General features: G+C 62.6%; 35 protein-coding genes and 1 pseudogene. 26 read left to right on the forward strand and 10 right to left on the reverse strand.

Translation table 11 applies throughout. From position 1 onward, the window contains the following. Positions 1–115 precede the first annotated feature (115 nt). Positions 116–1,366, forward strand: coding sequence for an RNA polymerase sigma factor (locus X760_RS41250; protein ID WP_023716555.1), 1,251 nt, complete (start codon positions 116–118; stop codon positions 1,364–1,366). Between the two features lie 84 nt (positions 1,367–1,450). Here X760_RS41250 and X760_RS41255 read toward each other — a convergent pair whose 3' ends face one another. The 4 genes from X760_RS41255 to X760_RS41270 form a co-directional block, all read right to left on the reverse strand. Next, a complete protein-coding gene (locus X760_RS41255; protein ID WP_023716556.1) occupies positions 1,451–1,858 on the reverse strand; it encodes a PIN domain-containing protein in 408 nt (135 codons plus the stop codon). Continuing rightward, positions 1,848–2,078 (reverse strand): AbrB/MazE/SpoVT family DNA-binding domain-containing protein, encoded by a 231-nt coding sequence (locus X760_RS41260; RefSeq protein WP_023716557.1) that lies wholly within the window; start codon positions 2,076–2,078, stop codon positions 1,848–1,850. The genes X760_RS41255 and X760_RS41260 overlap by 11 nt, the downstream gene beginning before the upstream one ends. 100 nt (positions 2,079–2,178) lie before the next feature. After that, on the reverse strand, positions 2,179–2,604 hold the full coding sequence (locus X760_RS41265; RefSeq protein WP_023716558.1) for a type II toxin-antitoxin system VapC family toxin: 426 nt from the start codon (positions 2,602–2,604) through the stop codon (positions 2,179–2,181). Further along, positions 2,604–2,846, reverse strand: a complete 243-nt coding sequence (locus tag X760_RS41270) for a type II toxin-antitoxin system prevent-host-death family antitoxin (protein WP_023716559.1) — start codon at positions 2,844–2,846, stop codon at positions 2,604–2,606. Before X760_RS41270 ends, X760_RS41265 begins: the two co-directional genes overlap by 1 nt. 199 nt (positions 2,847–3,045) lie before the next feature. Here X760_RS41270 and X760_RS41275 point away from each other — a divergent pair, with 199 nt between their 5' ends. The 6 genes from X760_RS41275 (at position 3,046) to X760_RS41300 (ending at position 5,526) form a co-directional block, all read left to right on the forward strand. Then, positions 3,046–3,369, forward strand: coding sequence for a metalloregulator ArsR/SmtB family transcription factor (locus X760_RS41275; RefSeq protein ID WP_023716560.1), 324 nt, complete (start codon positions 3,046–3,048; stop codon positions 3,367–3,369). Then, a complete protein-coding gene (locus X760_RS41280; protein WP_023716561.1) occupies positions 3,366–3,776 on the forward strand; it encodes an SRPBCC domain-containing protein in 411 nt (136 codons plus the stop codon). The genes X760_RS41275 and X760_RS41280 overlap by 4 nt, the downstream gene beginning before the upstream one ends. Positions 3,777–3,850: 74 nt before the next feature. Next, a complete protein-coding gene (locus tag X760_RS41285) occupies positions 3,851–4,243 on the forward strand; it encodes a VOC family protein (protein WP_023716562.1) in 393 nt (130 codons plus the stop codon). A gap of 86 nt (positions 4,244–4,329) precedes the next feature. Next, the gene (locus X760_RS41290; protein ID WP_023716563.1) at positions 4,330–4,560 is read left to right on the forward strand and encodes a hypothetical protein; all 231 of its coding nucleotides are present in this window, start codon (positions 4,330–4,332) and stop codon (positions 4,558–4,560) included. Positions 4,561–4,564: 4 nt separating this feature from the next. Further along, positions 4,565–5,035, forward strand: a complete 471-nt coding sequence (locus tag X760_RS41295) for a DUF1801 domain-containing protein (protein ID WP_023716564.1) — start codon at positions 4,565–4,567, stop codon at positions 5,033–5,035. 89 nt (positions 5,036–5,124) lie between these two features. Continuing rightward, positions 5,125–5,526, forward strand: coding sequence for a DUF1801 domain-containing protein (locus tag X760_RS41300; RefSeq protein ID WP_198030445.1), 402 nt, complete (start codon positions 5,125–5,127; stop codon positions 5,524–5,526). Here the strand turns inward: X760_RS41300 and X760_RS0136825 are convergent, their stop codons facing one another. Next, entirely contained in the window at positions 5,527–6,285 is a 759-nt protein-coding gene (locus tag X760_RS0136825) for a dihydrodipicolinate synthase family protein (RefSeq protein ID WP_245278484.1), read from the reverse strand. Between the two features lie 491 nt (positions 6,286–6,776). Between X760_RS0136825 and X760_RS41305 the strand changes: the two genes are divergently transcribed. The 6 genes from X760_RS41305 to X760_RS41330 all read left to right on the forward strand — a co-directional run bounded on the left by X760_RS41305 (position 6,777) and on the right by X760_RS41330 (position 12,523). After that, positions 6,777–7,874 (forward strand): Gfo/Idh/MocA family oxidoreductase, encoded by a 1,098-nt coding sequence (locus X760_RS41305; RefSeq protein ID WP_023716566.1) that lies wholly within the window; start codon positions 6,777–6,779, stop codon positions 7,872–7,874. A gap of 11 nt (positions 7,875–7,885) precedes the next feature. After that, positions 7,886–8,545 (forward strand): ThuA domain-containing protein, encoded by a 660-nt coding sequence (locus tag X760_RS41310; RefSeq protein WP_023716567.1) that lies wholly within the window; start codon positions 7,886–7,888, stop codon positions 8,543–8,545. A 157-nt stretch (positions 8,546–8,702) separates the two neighbouring features. After that, positions 8,703–9,902 (forward strand): mannonate dehydratase, encoded by a 1,200-nt coding sequence (gene uxuA, locus X760_RS41315; protein ID WP_023716568.1) that lies wholly within the window; start codon positions 8,703–8,705, stop codon positions 9,900–9,902. Beyond that, positions 9,899–10,813 carry a PfkB family carbohydrate kinase gene (locus tag X760_RS41320; protein WP_023716569.1) on the forward strand — a complete coding sequence of 305 codons (915 nt, stop codon included), beginning with the start codon at positions 9,899–9,901 and terminating at the stop codon, positions 10,811–10,813. The genes uxuA and X760_RS41320 overlap by 4 nt, the downstream gene beginning before the upstream one ends. Before the next feature lie 96 nt (positions 10,814–10,909). After that, positions 10,910–11,692 (forward strand): SDR family NAD(P)-dependent oxidoreductase, encoded by a 783-nt coding sequence (locus X760_RS41325; RefSeq protein ID WP_023716570.1) that lies wholly within the window; start codon positions 10,910–10,912, stop codon positions 11,690–11,692. A 69-nt stretch (positions 11,693–11,761) separates the two neighbouring features. Beyond that, the gene (locus X760_RS41330; protein WP_051409549.1) at positions 11,762–12,523 is read left to right on the forward strand and encodes a GntR family transcriptional regulator; all 762 of its coding nucleotides are present in this window, start codon (positions 11,762–11,764) and stop codon (positions 12,521–12,523) included. A gap of 182 nt (positions 12,524–12,705) precedes the next feature. Here X760_RS41330 and X760_RS78770 read toward each other — a convergent pair whose 3' ends face one another. Beyond that, positions 12,706–12,834 carry a hypothetical protein gene (locus tag X760_RS78770; RefSeq protein WP_280940403.1) on the reverse strand — a complete coding sequence of 43 codons (129 nt, stop codon included), beginning with the start codon at positions 12,832–12,834 and terminating at the stop codon, positions 12,706–12,708. Between the two features lie 6 nt (positions 12,835–12,840). Then, on the reverse strand, positions 12,841–13,053 hold the full coding sequence (locus X760_RS0136835) for a DUF2934 domain-containing protein (protein ID WP_036244130.1): 213 nt from the start codon (positions 13,051–13,053) through the stop codon (positions 12,841–12,843). 227 nt (positions 13,054–13,280) lie between these two features. Between X760_RS0136835 and X760_RS41335 the strand changes: the two genes are divergently transcribed. The 9 genes from X760_RS41335 to X760_RS41375 all read left to right on the forward strand — a co-directional run bounded on the left by X760_RS41335 (position 13,281) and on the right by X760_RS41375 (position 19,686). Then, the gene (locus X760_RS41335; protein WP_245278505.1) at positions 13,281–13,670 is read left to right on the forward strand and encodes a hypothetical protein; all 390 of its coding nucleotides are present in this window, start codon (positions 13,281–13,283) and stop codon (positions 13,668–13,670) included. After that, positions 13,667–14,887, forward strand: coding sequence for a divalent metal cation transporter (locus X760_RS41340; RefSeq protein WP_023716575.1), 1,221 nt, complete (start codon positions 13,667–13,669; stop codon positions 14,885–14,887). The genes X760_RS41335 and X760_RS41340 overlap by 4 nt, the downstream gene beginning before the upstream one ends. Then, a complete protein-coding gene (locus X760_RS41345; protein WP_023716576.1) occupies positions 14,887–15,249 on the forward strand; it encodes a hypothetical protein in 363 nt (120 codons plus the stop codon). Before X760_RS41340 ends, X760_RS41345 begins: the two co-directional genes overlap by 1 nt. After that, positions 15,249–15,587: a hypothetical protein gene (locus X760_RS41350; RefSeq protein WP_023716577.1), complete on the forward strand. Its 339-nt coding sequence runs from the start codon at positions 15,249–15,251 to the stop codon at positions 15,585–15,587. Before X760_RS41345 ends, X760_RS41350 begins: the two co-directional genes overlap by 1 nt. Positions 15,588–15,623: 36 nt before the next feature. Then, a complete protein-coding gene (locus X760_RS41355) occupies positions 15,624–16,910 on the forward strand; it encodes an SDR family oxidoreductase (protein WP_023716578.1) in 1,287 nt (428 codons plus the stop codon). Then, entirely contained in the window at positions 16,910–17,383 is a 474-nt protein-coding gene (locus X760_RS41360; RefSeq protein ID WP_023716579.1) for a DUF2269 family protein, read from the forward strand. The genes X760_RS41355 and X760_RS41360 overlap by 1 nt, the downstream gene beginning before the upstream one ends. Before the next feature lie 271 nt (positions 17,384–17,654). Next, on the forward strand, positions 17,655–18,383 hold the full coding sequence (locus tag X760_RS41365; RefSeq protein ID WP_245278485.1) for a hypothetical protein: 729 nt from the start codon (positions 17,655–17,657) through the stop codon (positions 18,381–18,383). Next, positions 18,380–18,775: a phage holin family protein gene (locus tag X760_RS41370; protein ID WP_023716581.1), complete on the forward strand. Its 396-nt coding sequence runs from the start codon at positions 18,380–18,382 to the stop codon at positions 18,773–18,775. The genes X760_RS41365 and X760_RS41370 overlap by 4 nt, the downstream gene beginning before the upstream one ends. Continuing rightward, positions 18,772–19,686, forward strand: a complete 915-nt coding sequence (locus X760_RS41375; RefSeq protein WP_023716582.1) for a hypothetical protein — start codon at positions 18,772–18,774, stop codon at positions 19,684–19,686. The genes X760_RS41370 and X760_RS41375 overlap by 4 nt, the downstream gene beginning before the upstream one ends. A 310-nt stretch (positions 19,687–19,996) precedes the next feature. Here X760_RS41375 and X760_RS41380 read toward each other — a convergent pair. From X760_RS41380 to X760_RS41385, 3 genes and pseudogenes are all read right to left on the reverse strand, one after another. Beyond that, a pseudogene (locus X760_RS41380) lies at positions 19,997–20,517 on the reverse strand (ferritin-like domain-containing protein). Between the two features lie 224 nt (positions 20,518–20,741). Further along, on the reverse strand, positions 20,742–21,029 hold the full coding sequence (locus X760_RS77075) for a hypothetical protein (RefSeq protein WP_023716584.1): 288 nt from the start codon (positions 21,027–21,029) through the stop codon (positions 20,742–20,744). A 9-nt stretch (positions 21,030–21,038) separates the two neighbouring features. Further along, positions 21,039–22,235, reverse strand: coding sequence for a M20/M25/M40 family metallo-hydrolase (locus X760_RS41385; RefSeq protein ID WP_023716585.1), 1,197 nt, complete (start codon positions 22,233–22,235; stop codon positions 21,039–21,041). Between the two features lie 342 nt (positions 22,236–22,577). Between X760_RS41385 and X760_RS76105 the strand changes: the two genes are divergently transcribed. The 4 genes from X760_RS76105 to pqqD all read left to right on the forward strand — a co-directional run bounded on the left by X760_RS76105 (position 22,578) and on the right by pqqD (position 24,750). Further along, positions 22,578–22,682, forward strand: a complete 105-nt coding sequence (locus X760_RS76105) for a hypothetical protein (RefSeq protein WP_023716586.1) — start codon at positions 22,578–22,580, stop codon at positions 22,680–22,682. Positions 22,683–22,769: 87 nt separating this feature from the next. Beyond that, positions 22,770–23,702, forward strand: a complete 933-nt coding sequence (pqqB, locus tag X760_RS41390; protein WP_023716587.1) for a pyrroloquinoline quinone biosynthesis protein PqqB — start codon at positions 22,770–22,772, stop codon at positions 23,700–23,702. Further along, the gene (gene pqqC / locus X760_RS41395; RefSeq protein ID WP_023716588.1) at positions 23,699–24,457 is read left to right on the forward strand and encodes a pyrroloquinoline-quinone synthase PqqC; all 759 of its coding nucleotides are present in this window, start codon (positions 23,699–23,701) and stop codon (positions 24,455–24,457) included. The genes pqqB and pqqC overlap by 4 nt, the downstream gene beginning before the upstream one ends. Beyond that, positions 24,454–24,750, forward strand: a complete 297-nt coding sequence (gene pqqD / locus X760_RS41400) for a pyrroloquinoline quinone biosynthesis peptide chaperone PqqD (protein WP_023716589.1) — start codon at positions 24,454–24,456, stop codon at positions 24,748–24,750. The genes pqqC and pqqD overlap by 4 nt, the downstream gene beginning before the upstream one ends. The last annotated feature ends 10 nt before the right edge of the window (positions 24,751–24,760 follow it).

Consider the following 24,760-nt stretch of genomic DNA (forward strand, 5'->3'; position numbering starts at 1 on the left):
TCTGATGCCGGAGGTCACGGAAATCCATGACCGAACGCGCGAGAAGCTCAGCGGCAACCGAGACTGTCGGCCGCAATCTGCTTGCCTCCGTTATGGCTTTGGCCGACAAGGCAGCATGACTGCAGGCGAGACGCACCAGGCGATCGAAGCGATTTTTCGCATTGAACGGGCCCGACTCATCGCGGGTCTGGTCCGCCTCGTGCGCAATGTCGACCTTGCAGAGGAACTGGTGCAAGACGCCCTGGTCATAGCCCTGTCCGAATGGTCCAAGGCCGGCGTGCCGGCCAATCCCGGCGCTTGGCTGATGACGGCCGCCAAACGCCGCGCCATCGACGCGATCCGTCGCGACAAGATGCGCGGGCGCAAGCATGAGGAGATCGCGCGGGAGCTTGACGGCGAGTGCAACGGCGCGGCCGAGGTGATCGAAATGGCTATCAACGACGATCTTGGCGACGAGCTGCTGGGCCTCATCTTCACAGCCTGCCACCCTGTACTTTCGGCCGACGCCCGCGCGGCGCTCACGCTGCGTGTCATCGGCGGTCTGACGACGGACGAGATCGCCCGTGCTTTCCTGTCGAGCGAGGTGACGATCGCCCAGCGCATCGTCCGCGCAAAGAAGACGATCGGAAAGGCCGGGCTCAGCTTTGAGGTGCCGCGCGGTGCCGAGCGTGCGGCGCGTCTGTCCTCGGTGCTGGAGGTCATCTATCTCATCTTCAATGAAGGCTATGCTGCCACGGCCGGCGACGACCTTGTCCGGCCGGGCCTGTGCCTGGAGGCACAACGGCTGGGCCGTATGCTGGCGGGGCTGATGCCCGAGGATGCCGAAGTGTTCGGCCTGCTGGCTCTGATGGAAATCCAGGCATCGCGCCTGCCCGCACGCATCGGGCCGGACGGCGCCCTCTTGACCCTGACCGAGCAAAACCGCGCACGCTGGGACCAACTGCTGATCCGCCGAGGCCTTGACGCGCTGGCCCGCGCCGAAGCTCTCGGGGGCGATGGCCCCTATGCGTTACAAGCCGCGCTTGCAGTCTGCCATGCGCGGGCGCGCAGTCCGGCCGATACCGATTGGCCCCGCATCGCAGCGCTCTACGACCGGCTGCGAGCAGTGATGCCCTCGCCGGTGGTCGATCTCAATCGAGCGGTCGCCCACAGCATGGCCTTCGGGCCTGAGGCGGGCCTGCGGCTGGTAGACGAGATTGCCGGCGCCGCCGCCCTGCGCAACTATGCGCCATTGCCGGCAGCGAGGGGCGACTTTCTGTTTCGGGCCGGCCGGCTGGCCGAGGCCGAATTCGAGGCGGCGGCCAAGCTCACCCGCAACGTACGTGAAGCGGCCTTTCTCCTCGCCCGCGCCGACGCTTGTGGTTGAAGCATCGCTCTCCGTGCCTGAAGCGCCGCTCGGTATCACCGAAAGCAGCCAGTGCGCTCGCGGCGAGCTCCTTCAATAAGCCGATCAGCTCGCAACGCGAAAGGGATTAACGATGCGCAAGCCATCGTCGAGCGCCATTCCGTGCTGCATATCCTCTGACAAAATTGTATCGCAGCCAGCGTGAATCGCCGCGGACGCGATCATCGCGTCATAGGTGGAAAGGCTGTACCGCTCGGCGAGCCTCAATCCTGTTTCGTGGGTCTCGAGCGTGAGCGGATGAACCGTCAACAGGCCGCGCAGCATGGTCAGCAGCGCATGCGTGTCGGTCCATGACATTTGCATCTTCCGACGCGCGACGTTGGCGAGTTCGTTGAGAACCTGCACGCTGATCGCCCCGCCAGCAGCGATGGCCGCCTCGGCCCGATCAGCCTTCGCCGTATCGCTTGACGCGATATAAAGTAGGACATTGGTATCAAAAAAACTAACGGGCATTCGCCTTGTCCCGATCGAATTTGAAGTCAGCGGGGAGCCGACCACGGAAGGCGCGGAGACGCTTCAGCAACTCCTCGCGCCCGGGCTTCCGCGCCACGCCAAGCTGGCGGGCGTCAGCGACATGGATTTCGATCTCATCGCCTTCCCTGAGTTCAAGCGCTTCGACCACAGCGGCGGGAAGGCGGACCGCAAGACTGTTTCCCCATTTGGCGACCTGCATGCCACTTCCTCTCCTAGATATACGCCAGGAGAAATGTATATCCAGAAGTGGTCGAGATCAAGGCAACTCGGGATATATGCATTTGAAGGAGGAGCCTTGATCATGCCAGCAACTGCGTCGGCACGCCGAGTATCGGCCCTGCCTCGGCGAGCCGCTGGTCGAGGGTTCGCACCGTGGCGCCATGCTCGGATGCCGTCGCGAGGTGCAGGGCGTCGCCAGCACGAAGGCCGAGCGTATGCTGATCGGCGAATTTCGCGGCGACCCGAAAATGCCCGCCCGTCACGGGCAGCACGGTGAAGCTCTCGGCGACCAGCTTGTTGAACATCGCGAGCGCTGCTGCGCGCTGCTCCAGGTCAATCTGTCCGGTCCGAAGCTTGATCGCCATGGCGGAGGACATCTCGGTGATGGTCCAGTCGCTGATCACAAGTTGCGCTGGGTCCTGCTCCGCCAGCCAGCCCTGAACGCGCGCGGTCATGGCTTGGTTGGATAGCGCTGCTACGATCAGCGAAGTGTCGAGATAAAGCATCAATAGCGATCGCCATCTCGCATCGATCGCACCAGATCGGCGGCGGCCTGAGCCTGCAGAGGCATGGTTGCGGTCAGGGATTGGAGCAGGACGGCGTCGATCCGCCTGGGGGGGCGGGCCACAGCCGTGAGTCGGGCGACCCGCTTGCCACGCCGGGTGATGTCGATCGAGTCTCCAGCCTCGACCCGGTCGACGAGCTCGCTCAGATGTGCCTTGGCGTCCGCCAGATTGACCACGCCCATGTCACGCTCCTGACCATGTAGATGGTCATATAGCGCATCACGCTTAACGATTCCAGCGCAGAGTACGGCGAATGAGCAACTGGCTGCGTGAGCGAAGCAGGTGATCGCTCCTGCAACGAGAATTATGCCGCTTTCCGCTTGACTAATACATATCCCGATGGTTATACATCGATCAATAGCCGAAGGGTTATCGATCCCAATGCCAAACGCTCACGATGTACTCTTCAGAACGCTTGCCGATCCGACTCGGCGCGCTATTTTTGAGCGACTGTGTCGCGAAGGAGAGCAGACGGTCGGGGCTCTGACGGCTCAGGCGGGGATCTCGCAACCGGCCGTGTCGAAGCATCTCGGGGTTTTGAGGCAGGCGGGGCTGGTGCGCGACCGCCATGCAGGACGACAGACCCACTATAGCGCGCAGCTTGCTGCGCTTGCCCCCCTGATCGACTGGACAAGCCAGATGACCGGGTTCTGGCAGAGCCGGTTCGACGACCTCGAAGACCTGCTCAAAAGGATGGACCAGTGAACCGAACGTCGACCGAAACACTCTCCGTCATTGTCGAACGGGAGATCGCTTATCCGCCCGAGAAGATCTGGCGCGCGCTCACGCAACCACACTTGATCGAGGAGTGGCTCATGAAAAATGACTTCAAGCCTGTCGCGGACCACCGTTTTAATCTTCACGCAGCCTGGGGCTCCGTCGAATGTCAGGTCCAGACGGTCGAGCCGAACAGAACGCTGACTTACACGTGGGATACCAAGGATCTCAAGAGTGTCGTCTCCTGGACCCTCACCCCCACGAGTACCGGGGTCCGCTTGCGCATGGAGCAGTCGGGCTTCCGGCCGGATCAGCAGCCTTACTTCCGGGGTGCCAAAGTCGGCTGGCCGAGGTTCTTTGACGATCTGGAGCAGGTTCTGGCGCGGACGGACTGAGGTCCGCGGGCGCTATTCAAGCACGGGCTCTGTTACAGAGCGGCAGATGGCGGGGCGATAACGGAGGCAAGCCAATGAAGATCAAGTTGACCAAAGTATACGTGGATGACCAGGAAAAGGCTCTGGGCTTTTACACCGAAACGCTCGGCTTTACGAAGAAGGCCGATTTCAGCAATGGGCCGTTTCGCTGGCTGACCGTCGCATCACCCGACGAGCCGGACGGTGCCGAGCTGCAACTCGCGCTCAATGACAACCCGGCCGCAAAGACCTACCAGAAAGCCATGTTCCAGCAGGGCCAGCCCGCGGTCATGTTCTTCAGCGACAACATCATGGGCGACTACGAGCGTGTCAAAGCGCGCGGCGCCGAATTCACCATGCCGCCGACCGAAGTAACCGGCTCGACCATCGCCCAGCTGAACGACGGCTGCGGTAATCTCGTTCAAATCACCCAGCTGGCGCGCTGGTAAGGCACGCGTTCAGTGGCGTGGCTGCCCGGCGGGAGTCGCCAAACGGGCCGCCGATCCGCTTCGGTTCGTCTTCAGAGGAGGTCTCAATGGATTGGAACAAATGGGTTCGGCAGATCCACCGCTGGCTGTCGATTATCTTTGCGGCGGTCGTCGCCGCTATCTTCATCAGCCTGGGAGCAGGCAAAGAACCCGCCTACTGGGTATACCTTTTGCCGCTGTTTCCGCTCGGCTTGCTCCTGCTTACCGGTCTGTACATGTTCGTGCTGCCTTACGCTCCCAAGTGGCGCAACGCAGGGGGCACCGGCGCATTGGAGTGAACGCATGGCCAACAAGACGTCCATCAGGTCATTGGCGGTCGCGAAGAAGCCCGCCGCCAACCCTGCCGCTGCCAAGCCGGTCCTCCTCGCAGGCGGCAACCCGCAGATAGCGAAGGCCGATGGCGACGCCCCTGTGCAAGCCTACATCGCGGCCATGCCGGGCTGGAAACGCGACGTCGGGCGCCGCCTCGACGCGCTCATCGTGCGCAGCGTGCCCAACGTGCGCAAGGCCGTCAAATGGAACTCGCCCTTCTATGGCGTAGAGGGTCAAGGCTGGTTCCTCAACTTCCATTGCTTCACAAAGTACATCAAGCTGGCTTTCTTCCGCGGCGCGTCGCTGCATCCTGTCCCTCCAGGCGAGTCCAAGCACAAGGACGTGCGCTACCTCGATATCCGCCAGGACGACCAGCTGGACGAAACTCAACTGGCCGCCTGGGTGAAGCAAGCCAGCCAATTGCCGGGCGAGCGAATGTGAGTGGGAATGCCAGTCATTCCCGCAAACCAGGTGCCGACTAGCGGTATTCATGTGACGGGCGAGCGGCAACAACCCTAGGGAAAGCGACAATGACGATGAAGAGTGGCTCGATGGAAGGAAATGCAGGCAACTCTCCCTCTCAGCTGATAGATGCGAGGATCAGCGAGCTGGGCGATTGGCGAGGCCAGACGCTTTCGCATGTCCGCGCTCTCGTCAAGCAGGCCGACCCGGAAGTGGTCGAGGAGTGGAAGTGGCGAGGCGTTCCGGTGTGGTCGCACGCCGGAATAATCTGCACTGGCGAGACCTACAAGAACGTCGTGAAAGTGACCTTCGCAAAGGGCGCCTCGCTGCAGGACCCTTCAGGCCTGTTCAACTCCAGCCTCGAAGGCAACACCAGGCGCGCCATCGATATCCGTGAGGGCGAGGCTATAGATGAGAATGCGTTCAAGGCGCTGATACGCGCTGCTGCCGCCCTGAACGCTGCCCGATAGTCAGCTCCGGCCGATATGGTCGGCCAGCGGGCCGAGAGCGGCGAGCAAAGCTTCGCCGCTGGTCTGCGTTGCATTCTCGTGCGGCGCGCGCAGGTTCAGCCAGCGCCTGTCGCCCGATCGTGCTGACAGGACCGCCTTCATCGCAGCGATAAGGCCGGCATCCTGGATGATTTTGCGGAACGCCTTGATGCCGGCCTCCGCGTCAGTAATGTCCTCTCCCGCCAGCGTTGCGTCATAGAGGGCTCGGATCGCTGCCGCATTCAGATTGACCGTCGCCGAGATGCACCCCGCAGCACCGTTGGCGAGGCCTTTCGTCAGCTGTGCTTCCGAGCTCGGAAACACCGCGACCTTTGGGGCTGCCGCAATGACCGCCGCGGTGTTGTTCCAGTCACCGGCACTGTCCTTGTAGGCCACCACGACATCGGGAAACGCTTCGCTCAGCCGGGCGGTCAGCGCCGGGCTCACCGGTACGCCGGAATTCTGCGGGATGTGGTAGAGGATCATCCTCATCGCCGGGTTCGCCCCCCGTTCGATCAGCTCGCTGTAGTAGCGGGCCTGTCCGTTGTCGCCGGCGGCCGTATAGAAGAACGACGGCAGCACCATCACCCCGGCACAGCCGAGACCGACCGCATGCGCCGTCAGCTCGACGGTTTCGGCAAGTGCTGTGACACCGGTGCCGGGCATCAGATGGCTTGGCGAAATGCCGGCCTCGACCAGCCACTCCAGCGCTTGCATGCGCTCGCGCAACGAGACGGACAACGCCTCGCCNTGGCGAAATGCCGGCCTCGACCAGCCACTCCAGCGCTTGCATGCGCTCGCGCAACGAGACGGACAACGCCTCGCCCGTGGTACCGAACGGCGACAGGAAATGCGCTCCCTGATCCAGCACCCACTTGGCGTGTGATATCCAGAGGTCGCGGGCAATGCGGCCGTCGTTTTCGAACGGCGTCAGGATCGGTGCGATGGTTCCTTGTGGGCGGATCATGTGCGTCCTTCTACCGGTGAAAATCGGTGCAGTGCTCAACGCCGGCATCAAGAATGTCGAGCAAGCTACATGAAGCAGTGTTGCTGAGTACCGGGCGTTCGACCTCGAAAGCAAGCGGCTCGCGCATAGGCGCGCGATTGTGATCGGGCCGCGGTTCTGAGGCTCTCGAGGTAAATCCTTTTCACGGGACAACATCGCCTGGCCGAAAAGGGGGTGACAAACGAGTTCTGCTGTTTCATCAATGCCGCCTTTTGAGGAGAAGCCCATGCGGAGGATCGGTGTCGGCATCATTGGCTGCGGCAACATTTCAGACGCCTATCTGAAGGCGTCGCCACAATTCCCGGTGCTCGACATTGTCGGCGTCACCGACATCAACCGGACGGCAGCTGAGGCCAAGGCAGCGGCCTACGGCCTGGCTGCCATGCCGATCGAGGCGCTGTTAGCCGATCCCCGCGTCGAGATCGTGCTCAACCTGACCACGCCGCAGCATCACGTGCCGGTCGGTTTGCAGGCTGTCGGGCAAGGCAAGCACGTCTACTCCGAGAAGCCGCTAGCAACGACGCTCAGCGACGCGGAGCGGCTCGTCGCGGCCGCACGCGAAAAGGGCGTGCGTATCGGCTGCGCACCCGACACCTTTCTTAGCGGCTCCCACCAGACGGCGCGGCGGCTGGTCGATGAGGACACCGTTGGAAGCATTGTCGCCGGCTCTGCCTTCATGCAGGTGCCCGGCCACGAGCTCTGGCATCCCAATCCAGATTTCTACTATCAGCCCGGCGGTGGGCCGATGCTCGACATGGGACCTTACTATCTGACCTGCCTGGTCAATCTCCTAGGCCCGGTAAAGTCGGTGACCGGGCAGGCGAAGTCATCCTATGCCACTCGTACCATCGGTTCTGGACCGCGCCAGGGCGAAACCATCCAGGTCGAGGTGCCGACCCATATTTCCGGCCTGCTCGCATTCGAGAACGGAGCGGCGGTTTCGATCACCACCAGCTTCGACGTCTGGAAGCATGAACACAATCACATCGAACTCTACGGCACCACCGGCTCGATGATCGTCTCCGATCCTAATCAGTTCCAGGGCGACATCAGGACCAGCCAGCGCAAGGGCGACTGGAAGGTGGCCGATCAGATCCATTCCTATGGCGACGGCAATTACCGGGGCCTCGGCCTCGCCGACATGGCGCAGGCGATCGTCTCCGGCAGGCAACACCGCGCCAGCCTCGATCTTTCCCTCCATGTCCTGGAAATCATGGAATCGATCATCTCTTCAGCAGAGATAGGCCAGCGTATCGACCTGAGATATGGCTGCGCCCGGCCGGCGCCGATGCACGCCGATCTGCCTTTCGGAATTCTGGAATAGGGAATAATGCGATGAGTAAGACGGCACTGATTTTCTGGGGCGGCTGGGAAGGTCACACCCCGGCCCGAAGCGCCGAAATCGTCAAGGAGATGCTGACCGGCAACGGCTTCGACGTGCGGCTGGAGCAGGGGACCTCGGCACTCGCCGATCCGCAACTGGGCAAGCTCGATCTCATTGTCCCGGTGATCACCATGTCGACGATCGAAAAGCCGGAGCTGCAAAACCTGACCAGCGCCGTCGGGGCCGGCACCGGCCTTGCGGGCTTTCACGGCACGATGTGCGACAGCTTCCGCAACGAGCCGGAATACCAGTTCATGACCGGCGGCCAGTGGGTCGCCCATCCCGGCAACATCATCGACTATCACGTCGATATCACCAGTCCAGACGATCCGATCGTGCAAGGCATCGATAGTTTCGCCTACCGTTCTGAGCAGTATTACATGCATGTCGATCCGACCAACGCGGTGCTGGCGACAACGACGTTTACCGGCGAGCATCTCGACTTCATCGCCGGCGTCGTCATGCCGGTCGTCTGGAAGCGCCGCTACGGCAAGGGCCGCGTCTTCTATAGCGCGCTCGGCCACACCGCCGATGAGTTCGCCGTGCCGCAAATGCGCACGATGTTCGAACGCGGCGCGATTTGGGCCAGCCGAAACTCGGACTTTGCGTAGCCGTTCGATCTGAACGCCAGGTGTCGTTGCAGTCTTTTCAAGGAGCAAAGCCGCCCCCGACGGTATCTCGCAGGGTCCCCGAACTGCAATCGATTGACTGCCATGGTAGCATCCAATACACCACCGGTCATCGGGGAATTCCGCAGTTGGGGGTCGAATGGAGCAGACGTGGCGATGGTTTGGCCCGGGCGATGCGGCAACGCTTGCCCATGCCAGGCAGGCCGGCGCGACCGGCATCGTGACGGCACTGCACGACATCCCTTACGGCGAAGTCTGGCCGATCGACGCCATCAGGCACCGCCAGGCGCTGATCGAGGCGGATCCGGCGATGGGCCTGAAATGGAGCGTCGTCGAGAGCGTCCCCGTGCACGAAGACATCAAGCTCGGCCGCGGCGATCTTGACCGGCTCTACGACAATTTCAGGCAGACCTTGCGCAATCTCGGCGCCTGCGGCGTGCGCACGGTCTGCTACAACTTCATGCTGATCCTCGACTGGACCCGCACAGACCTGGCTGCGCCGCTGCCGGGCGGCGGACGGGCGCTCCGCATGAACATGCACGAGCTTGCCGCATTCGATTGCTACATGCTGCAGCGCAAGGGATCGGAGCGCGACTATGCGTCCGATGTTCTCCAGCGGGCGAGCGAATGGTTCGAGACGACGCCGGACACGGCAAAAGAGCGTCTGCTCGCCAACATCATGGCCGGCCTGCCGGGCGCCTTCAAGCGCTACGATATAATGGAATTGCGCGAAGTGGCGGTCGAGCAGTCGAGCCTGTCGCATGAGCGGCTGCGCGAGAACCTCGTCCGTTTTCTCGAAAACGTGCTGCCGGCGGCCGAAGAGGCGGGCGTCACGCTGGCGATCCACCCGGACGACCCGCCGCGCGATCTCGTCGGCCTGTGCCGGATCGTCAAGAACGCCGACGACATTGCCTTTATCCTGGATGCTGTGCCATCGGCCCATAGCGGCCTTACTTTGTGCACAGGGTCGCTGGGCGCCAATCCGGCCAATGACCTGCCTGCCATCGCCAGGCGCTTTGCGCATAGGGTCAAGTTCGTGCATCTGCGCAATGTCAGCAAGGACCCGGACGGCTCGTTCATGGAATCCGAGCATCTGAACGGCGATGTCGACATGGTTTCGGTGGTCTCGGTCTTGCTCGACGAGCAGCAACGCCGTCGCGACGCCGGTGAACCGGCGGCGCTGCTGCCGTTTCGCCCGGATCATGGCCACGAGCTGATCGATGACGCCGCGCGGCACACCCATCCCGGCTACCCCGTGATCGGCCGTCTTCGCGGCCTTGCCGAACTGAGAGGCGTGATGACGGCGATTGCCCATCAGCGCGGCTACCGGCTGCAATGACGGCGCCCCGCCTGCTTTGTGTCGGCGCGCTCACCTACGACACGATCTTGCACCTCGATGTCCTGCCCTCCGGCGCCGGCAAGTTCCTGCCAAGCGAGGCCGTGCAGATCGCGGCCGGCATGGCGGCCAGCGCCGCCGCGTCGGCCAGCCGCCAGGGCGGACAGGTCTGGCTATGGGCAAGCGTCGGCGACGATGCCGTCGGCCGCGATGTCATTGGCCAGATGGAGGCGGAGCGGGTCGACTGTTCGCTGGTGCGCAGGGTCGAGGGCGGCCGCTCGGCCATTGCTACGATCCTGGTCGACGCCGCCGGCGAACGTATGATCGTGCCCTTCTACGATGCCGTCACGCAAGCCGATCCGGACCGCCTTCCACCCGCGGATTTTTCCCAGTTCGACGCCGTGCTGGTCGATGTCCGCTGGCCCGGAGCCGCCGCCCTGGCGCTGGCGAAAGCTCGTGAATACGGCATTCCGGCGGTCCTTGACGCAGATGTCGCGTCGCGACCGGTGCTCGACCGGCTGCTGCCGATCGCCTCGCATGTCGTTGCTTCGCTGCCGGCGGCACGCATCCTTTGCGGTCCGGAGATATCCGCCGGTTCTGCCGTTGCTATCCTCGGCGAACGGACCGGCGCCTTCGTGGCCGTCACCGATGGGGCGAACGGCACCGCGTTCCAGCACCCGGGTGGCAATGATGTCCGTCACCTGCCGTCGCCGCGGGTCGAAGCCGTCGACACCCTGGCGGCAGGCGACGTGTTTCACGGCACCTTCGCCCTCGGTCTGGCCGAAGGTTGGGACGAAGAGCGGGCCATAGCAGTGGCCAGCGCCGCCGCCGCTCTGAAATGCCTGCGCTTTGGCGGACGTCTTGGCGCACCGACGCGCGCGGAAACGCTGGCTTTCCTACAAGGATCTGCATGATGCCGAACACGCTTGGGCCGGCTCGTGGGAAAAGAGCACGTCAAGTGGCGATCGACTACCATGGTAGTCGATCGGCAACTGTTCTTGGGAGGATAAATGGCTGAATTCAGAAAACGCGCGCTGGTTACCGGCGCGGCCATGGGCATCGGCCGTGCCGTCGCCGAAAGGCTGGCCGAGCAAGGCGTCGACCTGATCCTGTTCGACCGGGCGGGCGATCAGCTAGACGAGGTCGCGACGCAGCTTTCAGCGCGCGGCGTGACCGTGCACACCGTGCTTGGCTCGACCGCCAACGCCGAGGCCTGCGGCCGCGCCGTCGAGCTTGCCCGGTCCGCGTTCGGCGGGCTCGACATGCTTTCCCACAATGCCGGCATCCAGCGTTACGGAACGGTGGAGACCACAGACGAGGCGCTTTGGGACGAGGTGATGAACGTCAACCTCAAGGCTGCCTACCTGCTGTCGCGTGCGGCGATGCCGCTGCTGCGCCAAAGCCGCGGTGCCATCGTCCACATGAGCTCGGTGCAGGGCCTGGCCAGCCAGGAAGGGGTTCTGGCCTACAGCACGGCCAAGCACGGCCTGATCGGCCTCGTCAAATCGATGGCCGTCGACTACGCCCCCCTCGGCGTGCGCGTCAATGCCGTTGCTCCGGGCGCCGTCGACACGCCGATGCTGCGGGATGCGGTCAAGCTCAACGACAACCCCGACGAGATACTGCGCATCCTCGACAACATGCATCCGCTCGGCCGCACCGCCCGGCCGCAGGAGATTGCCGCCGTCGTTGCCTTCCTGCTGTCCGACGACGCTTCCTTCGTCACCGGCGAGGTCGTGCGCGTCGATGGCGGCCTGCTGGCGCGCATCGGCGGTTCTCCGCGCAAGGAATAACGCCGGCGCTGCTGCTCGCAGGCATTTCATGAACGGCTTGAAACTGCAGAGCCTATAAGGGGATCGCCGATGGCAGGGCTTTTGGGAATGCGGACCCTCACCGAGGGGCGGCTGGGCGAAACCGGCCCCGGCGCTTCAGTTGCGGCCAGGACGTTCGAGGTCCTGCTCGACCAGATCCTGACCTTCCGCCTGAAGCCGCACGAACTGATTTCTGAAAAGGCGATGTCGGAAGCCCTCGGCGTGAGTCGCACACCTGTTAGGGAGGCGCTCGCCCGGCTGGCCGGTCTTGGCTTGATCGACATCTATCCGCAGCGCGGCAGCATGGTGGCGCCGCTCCGGATCGCCGATCTCGAGAAATCGCAGTTCCTGCGCGAATCGCTCGAAGTCGGCCTGATCAATCGTGCGGTCGAGAGCCCGCGCCGTGCCGACCTGCTTGCCGTGCTCAAAGGCGAACTGGCTGTCCAAGAGACGTTCGCCTCCATTGCGGACGACAGGCGCTTCTTCAAGTCGGACGAGCTGTTCCACCAGCACATCGCCAGCCATGCCGGGTTTCCCGGAATCTGGGCCGACATCAGCGCGGCGAAGCTGCACATGGACCGGTTCCGCTTCCTATCTTTTCCGCGCCTCGACAGCATGTCGGTGGTCCTCGGCCAGCATCGGCGGATTGTCGATGCGCTCGAGCAGGCCGACGCGCTTGCGGCGGAAGAAGCAATGCGAATGCATCTTCGCCACATCTTCGAGGTGCTCGAAATCGTCCAGCAGCGCTATCCCTATTATTTCGAGGCAAACGGCAGCGTGAGCCCGCTGTCAGCCGGCTCAATCCAAGCCTGAGCCTTTCTTGCGCGCTTCCGAAGGCGTCTTGGTCTTGCTGCCGGATTTGTCGGAAGCTGGCTCGGCTTTGCGATTTTGACCCTCGCCGCCTTGCTCCTTGCGGAGCTGCTTTTCCACTGTCGATCGCGATCCTTCGGCAGGGTCCTGTTCAGGATGAGTATCGGTTCCCGCCATGTCAGCTCCTATCCATTCTGATCTATTGCATGCGGCGTGGGCTGAGCTCCGCCACTGGTTCTGTCGCGTCCGATCATCAGCCAGGCGGCGAACAGCACGACCAGTACGACCACGATCCAGGCGACGAGACGAGGCATTGGACCTCACTTCCCCCGCCGCTTGCTGCCGCGCGCCTCTGGATTGGAGCCGGCCCCGACCGTTGGATCGGGCACTCCCGGACCGCGTTCGGCCTCGGAACCCTCAGCTTCGATCTCCTGCACGGCCTGATCCCAATGCTCGCGCTCGCGTCCTTGCGGACGGCCTTCGCGCTCCCAGATCTCATGGGCTCGCTGCCTGATACGCTCTTCCCTGTCCATGGCCTTTGCCTCCTCATCACCTAATCCAGCGATCGCTGGTTTGTTCCGCGCTGCCAGCGCCGTTCATCCGGTTCAGTTGACGTGATTACCGGGCGCTCTAGATCAAACTTCACGCCGAAGTCGCTTGGTGCGGGGAGAACAATCGTGTGGCAGCAACGCTACGAGCACGTATTGTAAATGCCGTTACAGCCGTCGGTCTTCGACCAGACCGCCTGTGCTTGCTGCTGATGATATCTGTACTGACGGCATGCACGTCTTCCGACCAGGTCGAGCAGCAGTCGAAAATCGCGGCTTCCGCCACACAGACCGCATCGCTGGTCCTGGAGGCTTGGGTCGCTGGGGCAGCCCCTTCGAAATACACGTCGCGCACGTTGCAATCGGTCGGCAAGGCGCTCGCCGATGCCGGTGCGCAAATCCAGTCCGCCAAGTCGCCTGAGCCCAGCGAGCAAGCCGGTCTGACGACGGCGGTCGGACAGCTTTCGGCGGCGGTAACACGCGCAGCGACCGCAGTGCAGAACGGCAACCGTTCGGACGTGGAACACGCGCAACAGGATCTGCGGGCCGCCGCCGCCGATCTGAGCGCATCCTACGCCAGATATTTCGCGCCGAAATCATGAAGAAGCTACTCGAAATATCGCTCGGCGTCGTCACCAGCGTTGGCGGCTTTCTCGAGGTCGGATCGATGGCGACCGCAGCTCAGGCCGGCGCGGCGTTCAGCTTCCAGCTGATATGGGCCGTCGTCCTGGGCACGATCTGCATCATCTTCCTGGTCGAAATGGCCGGACGCTTCGCCGCCGTTAGCCATCACACCATCGCCGACGGGATCCGGGAACGGTTTGGCTTCAACGCCTTTCTGTGGCCGTTGCTTGCGACTTTGCTGGTCAACTTCCTGGTCATGGCAGCCGAAATCGGCGGTGTTGCCATTGCGCTCGAGCTCGCCACCGGCATCGGCTTTCAGTGGTGGGCGCTGCCGGTCGCTTTTCTGGCATGGCTGTTCCTTTGGAAAGGCACGTTCGGATTCATCGAAAAAGGCGTCGCGGTCCTCGGGCTGGTCACGCTGTGCTTCGTGGTTGGCGCCGTCATGCTGAAGCCCGATTGGGGACAGGTTGCGGCCGGTGCCGTGCCCACTCTGCCCGAGCACGACGCGGCCAATTACTGGTTCATGGCGGTCAGCATTCTTGGTGCGTCGATCTCGCCCTATTTGTTCATGTTCTATTCGTCGGGAGCGATCGAGGGCCAATGGGACAAGAGCTATCTCGGAGCCAATCGGGCCATTGCCGGGTTGGGCATGTGTTTTGGCGGCACAATCGCTATCGGTGTGTTGATCGTGGCAGCGCTGGTGCTGGCGGCGCACGGCATTGAGCAGATCGACGACTACCACCAACTGCCGCTGATGCTGATTCCGATCTTCGGTTTCTGGGGGTTCGTCCTGTTCGTTGCTTCACTAGGCATAGCTTGCTTCGGTGCCGCGCTCGAAATCGGGCTGCAGCAAGCGTACCTTGTGGCGCAGGGTTTCGGCTGGACCTGGGGCGAGGACCTGAAACCGCGCGACGATCCCGGCTTCAGCACCGTCTATACGATCTCGTTGTTTCTCGCCGCCATTCCGATCGCATTGGGTCTCGATCCGCTGAAGCTCACCATCTTTTCCATGGCTCTGACGGCCGCCAGCCTGCCGCTGACCGTGGTTCCGTTCCTCTTCCTGCTGAACGACGAGCGTTATGTCGGCGAGCACCGCAATGGCCTGATCGCGAATGCCGCGGTCATCTTCATCATAGCGCTCGGTTTCGTGCTCGCAGTCGTGACTATTCCTTTGCAGATATTCGGAGGCACTTGATGGATTTGCTGCGCGACATCCTGGACAAGCAAGTGGTCGACCGCGAGCAGGTCAAGATCGGCAAGGTGGACGGGCTGGTGGCCGAACTCAGGCCAGGCAAGCCGCCAAAAATTATTGCGGTCGAGCTCGGTTCGATCACGCTGGCGCGCCGGCTTGGCGAGCGGCCCGGGCGCTGGATGGCGCGGCTTGCGGCAAGGCTCGGCGGCAGGCGCCATGCCGAGCCGCACCGCATCGCATGGAACAAGGTGCGCGACATCGGCGTCGACATCGAGTTCGATATCGACGTCCGCGAAACGGCGATTTTCGACTGGCAGGACTGGCTGCGCGATCATGTCATTGGGCGTATCCCGGGAGCTGGATGATGGCCACCGTCAATCTTGAGCAATTGGCTGGCAGGAATGTGCTTTCGCAGCGCGGCAAAAGCATCGGCCATATCGAGGAGATACGCGCCGAACCGGATGGCGATGACCTCGTGGTTACCGAGTACCATGTCGGCATCTACGCGGCATTCGAGCGCCTGTCCGCTTCGGCCATCGGCATTGCGGTCCTCGACGTCTTTCGAATGCGCAGTCGCGACAGCATGTACCGCATTCCCTGGGACAAGCTCGACATCTCCGACCCGGCGCGGCCGCGGTTGTTATGCACGGAGGAAGAACTTTCCGCTATGAAGGGGAGTATCGAGGGCGATAAGCGGGAATGAACGATACTGTCCCGCCGTCGGAGAATGGGGTCCAGTGTGAAAGTTCTGGTTGCCGGCGCCACCGGCCTGATCGGTGCCTCGGTCGTCGCACGCCTTCTTTCCGAAGGGCATGAGGTGATCGGCTTGGTCCGCAGCCCCGGCGCAAACCGGGCCGGCAATTATCAGTTGCTGGTGCTGGACATGGCGGTGGCGCTGCAGCCCGAAGACTGGTTGCCGCATCTCACGGGCATCGACGCCGTCGTCAATTGTGCCGGCGTTCTGCAGGACAGCCCCCGTGAAAAGACGCGGGAAGTCCATCGCGATGCGGCGGCAGCACTCTTCCTCGCCTGTGCGAGGGCAGGGGTTGCCCGGGTGATCCACTTCTCGGCGATAGGCGTCGATCGGGCGCAGCCTTCGACGTTCTCGGCGACGAAACTGGCCGGCGACCAAGCGCTAATGGCGCTTGATCTGAACTGGGTGATCCTGCGCCCGTCCGTGGTGCTCGGGCGGCCGGTGTTTGGAGCCAGCGCATTGTTTCGGGGTCTCGCCTCGCTGCCGGTGCTGCCGTCCATGCCCGACACCGGCGGGCTCCAGGTGGTACAACTCGACGACGTTGTCTCAACCGTCGTCTTCCTTCTCGCTCCCGCCAGTCCGTCTCGCGTCGTGCTGGAACTTGTCGGTCCCGAACAGCTGACTATGGACGAGGTCGTCGGCAGCTATCGCCGATGGCTCGGTTGGGCTCCGGCAGTTAGCTTTGTCTTGCCGGCGGCTGTTGCAAGGCTTCTCTACCGCCTCGGCGACCTTGCCGCGATGTTCGGCTGGCGCCCACCGATGCGCACCAACGCGGCCAGGGAGATCGCCCGAGGGGCGGTTGGAGATCCCTCCAACTGGGCCGCCTTGACCGGCATACGGCCGCAAACCCTGGCGGGTTTCCTCGCGCTCAATCCGGCAACGGTGCAGGAAAAATGGTTTGCCCGGCTGTATTTCATCAAGCCTGCGATCTTCGTCGTCTTGCCCTTCTTTTGGATCGTGACGGGTATTGTGTCGCTGACCACCGGCTATAACGGTGGCATCGATCTGATGCAAAGCACTGGGGCTGGCATCTTATCGGCGCCTACCGTGATCGTCGGCGCTCTGGCCGACATCGCCATTGGCGCGCTCATAGCTTGGCGGTCGACGACGCGAAAAGGCCTCTATGGCGGCATCGCGCTCTCGCTCCTCTACTTAGCCGTCGGAAGTTTCCTGCGCCCGGAGCTGTGGAACGAACCGCTTGGGCCGTTCCTCAAAGTGTTGCCGATCCTGGTGCTGCACTTTGTAGCCTTGGCAGTGCTGGAGGAGCGTTGATGCACTATTTCCTGCTGAAATTTCTGCATGTCATCGGCGCGGCCGTGCTGCTTGGCACCGGCGCCGGCATCGCGTTCTTCATGCTGCTCGCCCACAGGACGGGCAATACGGCAACGGTTGCGGCGGTGGCGCGCATGGTTGTCGTAGCCGACTTTCTTTTCACAGCGACGGCCGTCGTCGCGCAGCCGCTGACGGGCGCTGCGCTCGCCTGGCAGGCAGGCTACTCGCTGTCGGAGGGCTGGATCGTGCTTTCGATCGCGCTCTATGTCTTCACCGGAATGTTCTGGCTCCCGGTCGTCTGGATGCAGATGGAGATGCGCAAGCTGGCCTCGCAAGCCGCCGCTGCAGGCGCGCCGTTGCCGCCACGCTATCATCGGCTCTTCTGGCTGTGGTTCGCCTTCGGCGTCCCCGCCTTCGCTGCCGTACTCGGAATTTTCTGGCTGATGATCGCGCGGCCAGCAATCGAGTGGTAGGTCGCAGGCAGGTCCCACTGCGATAATGCGCAGTCAAGGCACTGCGGAAAAATTCCGGCCCATGCAGCACGAATATCTGCCGGAAAGGAACTGCGCCTCGACCCGTAAGTCGCACCGGAGTCCGGTCCCGTATCATTCCCAACCGCGCGCTCACCGCCATCGGCACAGGACAAGATCCCGTCTTGAGGCGGGTTAGGCTTCGCTTACCAAAAAAGATGACGTCCGAGGGAACACGGGAAGCACAGGCAAGTTCGGTGCGCAGTGGAGGAGATTGCGCCATGAACAGTGTTATTTATCTCATCGGCCTCGTCGTCGTCGTGCTTGCGATCCTCTCCTTCCTCGGATTCCACTAGGAGACACCATGCAGGACCAGGACGATCAGGGCCGTCAGCCGGCCGATTTCGAGACAGCCAGAAGCGAGCTTTCGGAAAGACTACAACGGGAAAAGCAGACCGCGACGGAAGCGCTCCACGATGCGCGTGACGAGATCACCAGGAAAGCCGGAGATTACGCATCGGAAGCAAAGCAAGCATTGTTCAACAAGGCGGAGGGAACGCAGCGCGACGTGAGCGCCAACCTCAAGGCCTTCAGCGGCGCATTGCGCGCGGCAAGCGAGCATCTTGCCAACAATGATCAACGGACCGCTTCGAAATTCGCCCTTGACGCCGCAGGCGGGCTCGAGCGGCTTTCCTCGTCCCTGAAGGATAAACCGTTCGACGAGGTGCTTGGCGAAATTCAGTCGTTCGGCCGCGAAAACTCGGGCGCGCTGATCGCCGGTTCGGTATTGGCAGGCCTGGCGTTGGGACGGTTCATCAAGAGCTCGCCACCCTCTGCCCAAACCGGAGCACCGGGCCAGTCGGAAACAGGCCGGGCGCCCGAGACGGGTCCTCGCTCGAATGAGTTCGGATGGCAATCGGCAGAGGCAGTTGAGCCGGCCCCGCTAGGATCCGATCAGTCCGGCGATGACTGGGCCAATGCAAGCCTGGAGCGAAACCCATGACTGACAATCAGGACACTCGCAGCCTGACAACCCTTGTCAGCGATCTGGCACAGCAGGTCACAACACTGCTTCAAACCGAAAGCAGGCTGTTGCGGGCTGAAATGTCGGAAAAGGTAAGCAAGGTCGGCGCCGGCGCCGTGGAGGTAATGGGAGGCGTCATTTGCCTGCTTGCCGCCCTGATGGTGCTTTTGCAGGCGCTGGTGATTGCCTTGGCGAGCGCCGGCCTGGGAGCCGGATGGTCCTCGCTGCTCGTCGGCGTCGTGGTGGCAGCACTGGGCGTCATACTCTTGCGCTCGGGCAAGGCAAGCATGGCTCCCTCCGAGTTGACCCCCGACCGGACACAAGACCAACTTAAACGCGACGCACGCGTGATCAAGGAACAGATAAGATGACCGAGAAATCCGCAGCCGAGTTGGAACGCGATGCTGATATTGCGCGCGCCAGAGTGGCAGATACCGCAGACACGATCCGCAGCAAGATGACACCGGGCCAACTGATCGACGAATTCACCGGGATGTTCAGCGGCGAGGGATCCGCCATGCTCAGCAATCTTAAGACTCAGGTCAGGGACAATCCGTTGCCGCTTACATTGGTCGGCGCGGGCCTAGCCTGGCTGATGCTTGGCAAGGGCACGTCGGTAGACAGTTCAGCACTTGATGCCTATTCGACCGGCAGGGAGCCTGACGGCACCCGAAACTTCTCTGACCAGAGGGGCTTGGGCGGGGCCTGGCAGGACTCACGCGGCGATGAGTACGGTGCCGAGGGCGAAGGTTCCGCCGGCTCCATGCTCTCCGATGCCGCTCGTTCGGTTGCGTCCGTGGCAGGCGGTGCGACTGAGGCTGTGGCAGACGTTGCGAGCGGCGCCAAAGAAAGATTGAGAAGCACAGCCGGGCAGGTCGGCTCGGCCGCCACCGATATGACGGGGCGGGTGCGGCAGTCGGCGCAGGACCTGTTCCAGCGCGAACCTCTGGCAATGGCCGCGGTGGGCCTTGCCGTGGGCACAGCCATCGGCGTGATGCTGCCTCACACCGCCGCGGAAGACGCGCAACTCGGCCCTTACCGCGACAAGCTTCGTGACAGTGCCGAAGAAGTCTTTGAAGAAGGCGTGGAGCAAGCCAAGCAGGTTGCCGCCGAAGCATATGAGACTGTAAAGGAAGAGGCTGACCGACAGGGTTCCAGCGGCGACGCCGAGACGTTGGTCGACCGCGTCGAGAAAGTCGTGAAAAAGACGGCAAGCAAAACCGAGGAAGCCATTCGCGATCGTTTGCCGGAGACCGACGAGGCTCCCAAATCGACGTCATAGCGCTGCCACCGGTCGTTCCTGGTGATTTCGACCGCGGGTCGCCTTGCGGTGGGAACATCGAAGTCGGCCAGGAGTCCGCAACCTTCCGCAGACAAATGGGATCGCGGCGTTCAAGCCATCAGAACCGGGGCGCTCCGATCCGTTCGGATTCTTAGCTCTGAATCCGTTCGGTTCTTCGGGCTCCAAGGAAGCGTGTCTGGCCGACGCGTGGCGCGCGGTCCTTAGCAGCACTTCCGATCCCAGAAAAACAACCACCCCGTCAATTCGGCTGGGGTGGTTGTCAGGAATTCCTCTTCCCCAGCGGGGCGGCCTAACTCTTGGCGGTCTCTCCCGCCTCACGCAGCCTGGCGTATTGCAAGGTGACGGCGCGAAGGTTCTGCTTCAACCAGTCGGCCATTTTTCTTCTTCGCTGAGATTCTGCTGAAGAGAGTTGGTTGCCTGACTAAACCCTCCGGCTTCGGCGAGTACGAGCAATGAGTTGTAGGCGGCGATCTCGTAATTTTCGAATGCAAAGTTGGCGAAGCTGTTCTTGAGGATTTCGTCGCCGGCTACGGAATGTCCCATCGCCGCCATGCTGCCGACCATCGACATGGCCGTGTCTTTCAATGTGGAATGGTCCTCGCCGAGGCCATCCAGAATGGATTCCAGCCGGGCGATCTGCCCTTCGGTCTCCGTGATATGCTGCTGCAGGCGATCGGCGACCTGCGGATAGTTCTCGATCCGCTTGACCTGAGGCTTCATGATCGAAAGTGCCTGGTTCTCCATGGCGTGGGCGTTGCGCAGCCCAACAATGAAGATCGAACGGGTTTCGGAGTTGACGTCAGTGTCCATAGGATTTCCTCGCGATTTGATTTGTAGAACCAAACCTCGGCTTCGCCGATTTGTTCCTGGCGAGATTTGATGGACTCGTACCTATCCTTGCTCTTTAAGCAGCGCTGCACAAACATCGCTCACGACCTGCGGCAGGACGTCGAAAGCATAGCCGATGTGAAGCCGCTCAAGCGGCGTGTGGTAGTCTCGTCCCCACGGACCGATATTGATGGTGGGAATGTTGGCTAGCCCACCTGACTTCGGCCAGCGAATGCCGTCCCGCCCATCGGCGTGTTGCGGGCGACGACCTTGAGACCGGACTCGGCCGCCTCGCCAAAGAAGCTCATATCCGAGATGCCGGCGAAATAATCCGCACAGCCGATTGCCGAGCCATAGCGGGCGCTTGCGTCGGCCGCGACGTCCGAAGCGATCGCCCGCAGCCGCGCCGCTGCCGGCCGGTCCGAAAGGTTCGTCGGCAAGTAAGGTATCGATCCGAAGCCGGTGACGATTGCCGGTCCCGGCAAGCGGCTCAATCGCCATGCCTAGTCGGTGACCAGCCGGCATTGCTCCGGCAGTGGAAGATCGCCGGCGGCAAGCGAAGCCCCAACGGCGCCAAGCCTCGATCTTGCCTCCGCGTCGAGACGGTCCAGCACTGCCTCGTAACGATGCAGGGGGATTGTTTCGAGGAGATCGATCGCGGCGCTGCCGTGCTGGAAGTGCCGCCGCCGCTTCAACTCCGCCAGGCAGGCCGAAGCAGCATCGGCGCAAAGCCGGTCGAAGCGTTCGAGCACCTCATCCGGCGTCCGGCGATAGCTCAGCACGTTGAAGGTGGCGAACGCCGCAGCCGGCGTGGTCACGTCATAGCCGGACTTGCCGTCGCGAATGCTGAGCAGACTCGGCGGTGTACCCGGAAGCGACCGGGAGTCGTCGGTCAGCTCCGATGCCCATTCCACCCGGGCGGCTATGGCCGCGGCAATGGTCGCCGCATTCGGGCCACTCAACGGAAAGCCGCTATGCGCGGGAACGCCGACGACATGGGCCGTCGGAAGCAGCTTGCCGACCGTTCCAAGCGCGATGACGCGACCCTTGCTGCCGTCCCCGTCGTCGGCGATCGCATCGAGATTGATCGCCGCGAAGATGTCCAACTCGTGCTCGCCGGCTATCTCGGTGAGAACCTGTGCCGCTTTGCGCGCACCGGCAGAATTGTTCTCTTCGTCGGGAACCGCGATAAACAGAAAGTTTCCCGCCGCGTTGGTGCTTTCGGCGAATGCGGCGCAAACCGCCAGCCCGGCGGTCAAACCGGCCTTCATGTCGAGCAGCCCGCGGCCGGCGAGAAACTCCTCCGAGGCGAAGTCGTCCCGCGCCCGCCTCACGGCAGGCGCCTCGGCCATGGCCAAAGTTTTTCTTAGCGCTTGGGTGAGTTGTTGCGGCTGGGTGGCCAGATCCTCCAGATCGCCATAGTCGCGCGTCGTGACGGTGTCGTAGTGACCGGTCAGCACGATGGTGGCGCGGCCAGTACCGCGGACCAGCATCGCCACGCAATGGCGGCCATCTTCCGGCTCGACCTCTATGGTCCAGGTTTCCGCGTGGCGAAACGCGGCTTCGCGGCGTAACTCGTCTGCCAGCCACGGGCCGAACGAGGCTTCGCCGCCGGTCCCGGTGACGCTCTTCTCCTCGGTCAATGCAATGGCCCAGCGCATGGCGCGCCCGGACAGGCTGCTTTTCGCCTCACCGTTCATCATTGTGCCCGATACAAGATGCAGGAGAACGAGCTTAACGCCAGCAGGGCGATTTCCTCAAGAGTTGCGTTGCGCCGGCTTACATCCTCCTGGCTTCGTCAGAAGCCGGTTGTTTCACCGGGGCTTGCTTCTGGTCACAGGTGGCCGGCCGATGCTGTAAGCTTCGCGCGAACATCCGCCACCCCGGTTCCGCTTTCGGTTGATCTGTCTTTTCTTTGACGCGAGCGTCCGACGCCCAATCCGAAAGAGCATCCCTCGCATACCCTGTCGGGAACAAAGCTTGGGCTGCGTGCTTATGGGATTGGCTGCGGTATTTCCAAGGCAGCCAGATCGGAGAAAGACATGAAGAAGAAGAAGAAGACTTGGAAGAAGCCCGTCATGTGCGAAGTCGCGGCGGGAATGGAGATATCGCGCTATTTGCCTGCCGAAATCACCACAAAGAAATGACATTACGCAACCGGCGGGTACGGCATCGGCTGTGCTCGACCGGTTCGCGACATTGCTGGAATAGAGAAACGCGGAGTTTGTCACGGCGTGTGGATTAGGATCATCGGCTCCGCCGCGGGTGGCGGTTTTCCTCAGTGGAACGCCAACGACCGGCTGAACAGGGCCGCGCGGGCGGGTAATCCTGGGGTCCGCCCGCGTCTTCAGACGAGTGTTGCGGCATCTCCAGACGGGCGACGCTGGGTGCTTTTCAATGCCTCTCCCGATATCCGCCAGCAGATTGCTGAAAACCCTGAACTCCAACCGCATCCGGAGATGTCGGCACGCGCCACACCGCTGGCAGCCGTCGTCCTGACCGGCGCCGAGATCGACCAGATTTCGGGGCTCCTCAGCTTGCGTGAGCGGCAACCCTTCGCTCTTTATGCAACGGAGCAGGTTCTGGCGGTTATCGCCTCCAATTCGATCTTCGATGTCCTCGATGCTCAGATTGTTTCGCGCCGCTGCCTTCCTCCTGAAGGCTTCATCGATCTTTGCGATGCCGAGGGCGCGGAAATCGGCATCCGCATCGAGGTGTTTTCCGTTCCTGGCAAGGTGGCGCTCTTTCTTGAAGATGGCGGCCGACAGGATCCGGAGCTCCGTTCCGCCGATGGCGGCACGATCGGGGTTCGTCTGATGGAGGGGAGCCGCTCGCTGCTCTTCATTCCCGCTTGTACAGCCGTCGATGAATCGCTGCGGCAACGGATTGCCGGCGCCGACATGGTTCTCCTCGACGGCACAGTGTTCACGGACGACGAGCTGATCACGGCCGGCGTGGGCGTGAAGACCGGCGCGCGCATGGGACACATCGCCATGTCCGGACCGAACGGTGCGATCGCATGTCTGAACCACCTGCCGGTCGACCGCCGGATTTTCATCCATATCAACAACACAAATCCGGTTCTGGACGAGGAATCGCCCGAACACGCGGCGGTGCGCGCAGCTGGATGGGAGATTGCGCAAGACCGGATGGAGCTCATGCTGTGAACGATTTTTCCGACGTGGTCGGCCGCGGCCTCAATGAACAAGATTTGCGCACAGTCCTTCTGCAGGTCGGCCGCGAGCGTTATCACAACCGACACCCCTATCATCGCAGAATGGTGGAGGGAGCGATGTCGAAGACCGAGCTGCAGGCCTGGGCGCTCAACCGCTACTGCTATCAGGCGGCCATTCCGCGCAAGGACGCCACCATCCTGTCCCACGCCGAGGATCCGGCATTCAGGGCCGCATGGCGCAAGCGCATCGAGGACCATGACGGCGAGGACGGCCGGAGTGGCGGAATTGCGCGCTGGCTGCATCTCGCGACGTCGCTCGGCCTTGAGTCGGAAGAGGTGAAAAACCAAAGGCTGGCGCTGCCGGCAACACGCTTCGCGGTGCAGGCGTATGTCAATTTCTGCGCGTCCCATACGCTGCTCGAAGCAGTTGCTTCCTCCCTCACCGAACTCTTCTCGCCCGATATTATCGCAGAACGCGTGCCAGCGATGCTGGCGCGATACGACTTCGTCAGGGCCGACACGCTCGCCTATTTCGATCGGCGGCCCGATCAGGCCGCACGCGATTCCGATTTCGCGCTGGGCTACGTGCTTCGCTATGCCGACACGCCGGAACGTCAGCAGAAGGTTGTCGACGCCTTGGTCTTCAAGTGCGATGTGCTCTGGGCGATGCTCGACGCGCTCGACTACGCATATGGGCATGACGGCGTCATACCCCCTGGCTGCTTCCGGCCGGAGACCAACGGATGACAGCGGACCGCCGGAGAGGGATTGTATCGGCGCAATCTCGCCCGCGCCTCGCGCCCTATGTACGCCTGCGTTTCGATCCCGTCCGGAATGCCTGGGCGGTGCTGGCACCCGAGCGCGTTCTGTGGCCCGATGCAATCGGACTGGACATCCTCCGGCGCTGTGACGGCAAGACGTCAATCAGTGCCATCGTGAGGGAGCTTGCTTGCGAATATGACGGTCAGGGCCAGGAAATCGACGCCGACGTCGGCGCCTTCCTGCAGGAATGGGCAGACCGGCTGTTGGTGCGGCTGTGACGCAGGCGCC

It is taken from the genome of Mesorhizobium sp. LSHC420B00 (assembly GCF_000503055.1).
Taxonomy (GTDB): Bacteria; Pseudomonadota; Alphaproteobacteria; order Rhizobiales; family Rhizobiaceae; genus Mesorhizobium.

Coding starts and splice junctions, on each gene's coding strand:
- X760_RS41275 (WP_023716560.1), top strand. CDS start 3,046: ATGCCAAACGCTCACGATGTACTCTTCAGAACGCTTGCCGATCCGACT.
- X760_RS41335 (WP_245278505.1), top strand. CDS start 13,281: ATGATATCTGTACTGACGGCATGCACGTCTTCCGACCAGGTCGAGCAG.
- X760_RS41255 (WP_023716556.1), bottom strand. CDS start 1,858: ATGCCCGTTAGTTTTTTTGATACCAATGTCCTACTTTATATCGCGTCA.
- uxuA (WP_023716568.1), top strand. CDS start 8,703: ATGGAGCAGACGTGGCGATGGTTTGGCCCGGGCGATGCGGCAACGCTT.
- X760_RS41290 (WP_023716563.1), top strand. CDS start 4,330: ATGGATTGGAACAAATGGGTTCGGCAGATCCACCGCTGGCTGTCGATT.
- X760_RS41310 (WP_023716567.1), top strand. CDS start 7,886: ATGAGTAAGACGGCACTGATTTTCTGGGGCGGCTGGGAAGGTCACACC.
- X760_RS0136835 (WP_036244130.1), bottom strand. CDS start 13,053: ATGGACAGGGAAGAGCGTATCAGGCAGCGAGCCCATGAGATCTGGGAG.
- X760_RS41270 (WP_023716559.1), bottom strand. CDS start 2,846: ATGGGCGTGGTCAATCTGGCGGACGCCAAGGCACATCTGAGCGAGCTC.
- X760_RS41340 (WP_023716575.1), top strand. CDS start 13,667: ATGAAGAAGCTACTCGAAATATCGCTCGGCGTCGTCACCAGCGTTGGC.
- X760_RS41295 (WP_023716564.1), top strand. CDS start 4,565: ATGGCCAACAAGACGTCCATCAGGTCATTGGCGGTCGCGAAGAAGCCC.
- X760_RS41260 (WP_023716557.1), bottom strand. CDS start 2,078: ATGCAGGTCGCCAAATGGGGAAACAGTCTTGCGGTCCGCCTTCCCGCC.
- X760_RS41285 (WP_023716562.1), top strand. CDS start 3,851: ATGAAGATCAAGTTGACCAAAGTATACGTGGATGACCAGGAAAAGGCT.
- X760_RS41305 (WP_023716566.1), top strand. CDS start 6,777: ATGCGGAGGATCGGTGTCGGCATCATTGGCTGCGGCAACATTTCAGAC.
- X760_RS41350 (WP_023716577.1), top strand. CDS start 15,249: ATGGCCACCGTCAATCTTGAGCAATTGGCTGGCAGGAATGTGCTTTCG.
- X760_RS41250 (WP_023716555.1), top strand. CDS start 116: ATGACTGCAGGCGAGACGCACCAGGCGATCGAAGCGATTTTTCGCATT.
- X760_RS76105 (WP_023716586.1), top strand. CDS start 22,578: ATGAAGAAGAAGAAGAAGACTTGGAAGAAGCCCGTCATGTGCGAAGTC.
- X760_RS41300 (WP_198030445.1), top strand. CDS start 5,125: ATGACGATGAAGAGTGGCTCGATGGAAGGAAATGCAGGCAACTCTCCC.
- X760_RS41385 (WP_023716585.1), bottom strand. CDS start 22,235: ATGAACGGTGAGGCGAAAAGCAGCCTGTCCGGGCGCGCCATGCGCTGG.
- X760_RS41360 (WP_023716579.1), top strand. CDS start 16,910: ATGCACTATTTCCTGCTGAAATTTCTGCATGTCATCGGCGCGGCCGTG.
- X760_RS41370 (WP_023716581.1), top strand. CDS start 18,380: ATGACTGACAATCAGGACACTCGCAGCCTGACAACCCTTGTCAGCGAT.
- X760_RS41330 (WP_051409549.1), top strand. CDS start 11,762: ATGGCAGGGCTTTTGGGAATGCGGACCCTCACCGAGGGGCGGCTGGGC.
- X760_RS41265 (WP_023716558.1), bottom strand. CDS start 2,604: ATGCTTTATCTCGACACTTCGCTGATCGTAGCAGCGCTATCCAACCAA.
- X760_RS41325 (WP_023716570.1), top strand. CDS start 10,910: ATGGCTGAATTCAGAAAACGCGCGCTGGTTACCGGCGCGGCCATGGGC.
- X760_RS41345 (WP_023716576.1), top strand. CDS start 14,887: ATGGATTTGCTGCGCGACATCCTGGACAAGCAAGTGGTCGACCGCGAG.
- pqqD (WP_023716589.1), top strand. CDS start 24,454: ATGACAGCGGACCGCCGGAGAGGGATTGTATCGGCGCAATCTCGCCCG.
- X760_RS41375 (WP_023716582.1), top strand. CDS start 18,772: ATGACCGAGAAATCCGCAGCCGAGTTGGAACGCGATGCTGATATTGCG.
- X760_RS78770 (WP_280940403.1), bottom strand. CDS start 12,834: ATGCCTCGTCTCGTCGCCTGGATCGTGGTCGTACTGGTCGTGCTGTTC.
- X760_RS41320 (WP_023716569.1), top strand. CDS start 9,899: ATGACGGCGCCCCGCCTGCTTTGTGTCGGCGCGCTCACCTACGACACG.